We start from the raw sequence: 2,705 nt of genomic DNA, 5'->3' as shown, positions 1-2,705 counted from the left end.
GTCCCGGGTGGTGCGCGGCCGGGGACCAGCCGGTGGCCGGTCCGTGCCCCGGCTGATGGGGCGGCGGCAGCGGATTCCCCACTGCGTGCTGCATCCGGTGCCACTCCGTCTCGTACAGGCAACTGGCGCTGGTCGGGCGGGCGTCGGGCGGAAACTGCGGGCGCCCGGCTCCCTACCGAACGGTACCTTCCCCGGCCGCCGTTGTGTGAACGGCCGGGGAGAGCCACAAGTGCCCGTAGAACCGGGCCTTTTCGGTCAGGCGGAGACTTCGCCGTACGCCGCGAGGAGGACGGCCGGGTCGGGGCCCTCCAGGACGACGGGCTTGCCGAGGCCGTCGAGGACGATGAAGCGCAGCAGGTCGCCGCGGGACTTCTTGTCGACCTTCATGTTCTCGACGAGCTTGGGCCACTGGTCACCGCGGTAGGTCAGCGGCAGGCCGACCGACTCGAGGACGGTGCGGTGGCGGTCGGCGGTGGCCTCGTCCAACCGGCCCGCCAGGCGGCCCAGTTCGGCCGCGAACATCATGCCGACCGATACGGCGGCGCCGTGCCGCCACTTGTACCGCTCGTTCTTCTCGATGGCGTGGCCGAGGGTGTGCCCGTAGTTGAGGATCTCGCGCAGGCCGGCCTCCTTGAGGTCGCTGGAGACCACCTCGGCCTTGACCTTGATCGACCGCTCGATCAGCTCGGCGGTGTGCGGCCCCGCCGGAGTGCGCGCGGCCTCGGGGTCGGCCTCGATCAGGTCGAGGATCACCGGGTCGGCGATGAAGCCGGCCTTGATCACCTCGGCGAGCCCGGACACGTAGTCGTGCACGCCGAGGGAGTCCAGGGCGGCCAGATCGCAGAGCACGCCGACCGGCGGGTGGAAGGCGCCGACGAGGTTCTTGCCCTCGGCGGTGTTGATGCCGGTCTTGCCGCCGACCGCGGCGTCCACCATGGCGAGCACCGTGGTCGGTACGGCCACCCAGCGCACCCCCCGCAGCCAGGTCGCCGCGACGAACCCGGCCAGGTCGGTGGTGGCACCGCCGCCGACGCCCACGACCACGTCGCTGCGGGTGAAGCCGGACTGGCCGAGCGCCTTCCAGCAGTACGCGGCGACCTCGACGGTCTTGGCCTCCTCCGCGTTCGGCACCTGGATGGCGACCGCTTCGTAGCCCTGGCCGGCCAGGTCCTCACGGAGCGCCTCACCGGTCTCGGCGAGCGCCTCCGGGTGGATGACCGCGACCCGCTTGGCCTGGGTGCCGATCAACCCGCCCAGTTCACCGAGGAGTTGACGGCCGACGAGCACCTCGTACGGGTCATCGCCGCCGACGGGGATACGCGTCACCTGCTGCTCGGTCATGCTTCCTTCAACTCCAGTGCGTCGAGGACCGCCGCGGCGACCTCTTCGGGGGTGCGGCCGTCGGTGGCGACGACGACGCGCGCGGCTTCGGTGTACAGCGGGCGGCGGGCCTCCATCAGCTCGCGCCACTGCTTGCGCGGGTTGACCGCGAGCAGCGGGCGGGCCGCGTTCAGGCCGGTGCGCTTGACCGCCTCTTCCACGTCCATCGACAGATAGACGACGGTGTGGCCGGCGAGCAGCTCACGGGTCCCGGCGTCGAGGATCGCGCCGCCGCCCAGGGCGAGCACCCCGGGGTGCCCGGCGACGGCGGCGCGGACCGCCTGCCGCTCCAGCGCACGGAAGCGCGGCTCACCGTCGTCGACGAAGATCTCGGCGATCTCCCGGCCCTCGGCCGCGACGATGTCGGCGTCGGTGTCCCGGAACGTGCTGCCGAGCCGCTCGGCGAGCAGCTCGCCCACGGTGGTCTTGCCCACGCCCATCGGGCCGATGAGGACGATCTGCGGGGCGCTCACCGGATGCGCAGGTTGTCGAGGTACGACTGCACGTTGCGCCGCGTCTCGGCCACGCTGTCGCCGCCGAACTTCTCCGCCACGGCGTCCGCGAGGGTCAGCGCGACCATCGCCTCGGCGACGATCCCGGCCGCGGGCACCGCGCACACGTCGGAGCGCTGGTGGTGCGCCTTGGCGGCCTCGCCGGTGGCCACGTCGATGGTGGCGAGCGCCTTCGGCACGGTCGCGATCGGCTTCATCGCGGCCCGTACGCGCAGCAGTTCACCCGTGGTGAGACCGCCCTCGGTGCCACCGGAGCGGCCGGAGGAACGCTTCACGCCCTCGTCGGTCGCGACGATCTCGTCGTGCGCCTGCGAACCCGGCACCCGCGCCAGGTCGAAGCCGTCGCCGACCTCGACGCCCTTGATGGCCTGGATGCCCATGAGCGCCGCGGCGAGCCGGGCGTCCAGACGCCGGTCCCAGTGCACGTGCGAGCCGAGCCCGACGGGCACTCCGTACGCGAGCACCTCGACCACACCGCCCAGGGTGTCGCCGTCCTTGTGGGCCTGGTCGATCTCGGCGACCATCGCCTTCGACGCGTCCGCGTCCAGGCAGCGCACCGGGTCCTCGTCCAGCTTCGCCACATCGGAGGGCCTGGGGTAGACGCCGTACGGCGCCTTCGCGGCGGCCAGCTCGACGACATGGCTGACGATCTCGATGCCGGCCGTCTCCTTGAGGTACGACCGGGCGACCGTGCCGAGCGCCACGCGCGCCGCGGTCTCACGCGCCGAGGCACGCTCCAGGACCGGCCGGGCCTCGTCGAAGCCGTACTTCTGCATGCCCGCGAGGTCGGCGTGGCCGGGGGTGATCCGGTCG

Annotated in this window: 4 protein-coding genes; all 4 read right to left on the bottom strand. The window is 72.5% G+C overall.

Annotation, left to right across the window (positions count from 1 at the left end):
* On the bottom strand, positions 1 to 94 hold a 94-nt coding region (locus GUY60_RS39380; protein WP_246236117.1), incomplete at its 3' end, for a Pro-rich N-terminal domain-containing protein.
* 161 nt (positions 95 to 255) lie between these two features.
* On the bottom strand, positions 256 to 1,341 hold the full coding sequence (gene aroB, locus GUY60_RS36620; RefSeq protein ID WP_161705820.1) for a 3-dehydroquinate synthase: 1,086 nt from the start codon (positions 1,339 to 1,341) through the stop codon (positions 256 to 258).
* Positions 1,338 to 1,820 (bottom strand): shikimate kinase, encoded by a 483-nt coding sequence (locus GUY60_RS36615; protein ID WP_187370221.1) that lies wholly within the window; start codon positions 1,818 to 1,820, stop codon positions 1,338 to 1,340. Before GUY60_RS36615 ends, aroB begins: the two co-directional genes overlap by 4 nt.
* A 29-nt stretch (positions 1,821 to 1,849) precedes the next feature.
* Positions 1,850 to 2,705, bottom strand: an 856-nt coding sequence (gene aroC / locus GUY60_RS36610; protein ID WP_161705818.1) for a chorismate synthase, incomplete at its 5' end; no start/stop codon positions are given.

This window comes from Streptomyces boluensis, assembly GCF_009908195.1.
GTDB classification, from domain to species: domain Bacteria; phylum Actinomycetota; class Actinomycetes; order Streptomycetales; family Streptomycetaceae; genus Streptomyces; species Streptomyces boluensis.
The sequence above is the reverse complement of the archived record's forward strand: the minus strand, read 5'-3'. Positions and strand labels throughout refer to the sequence as shown.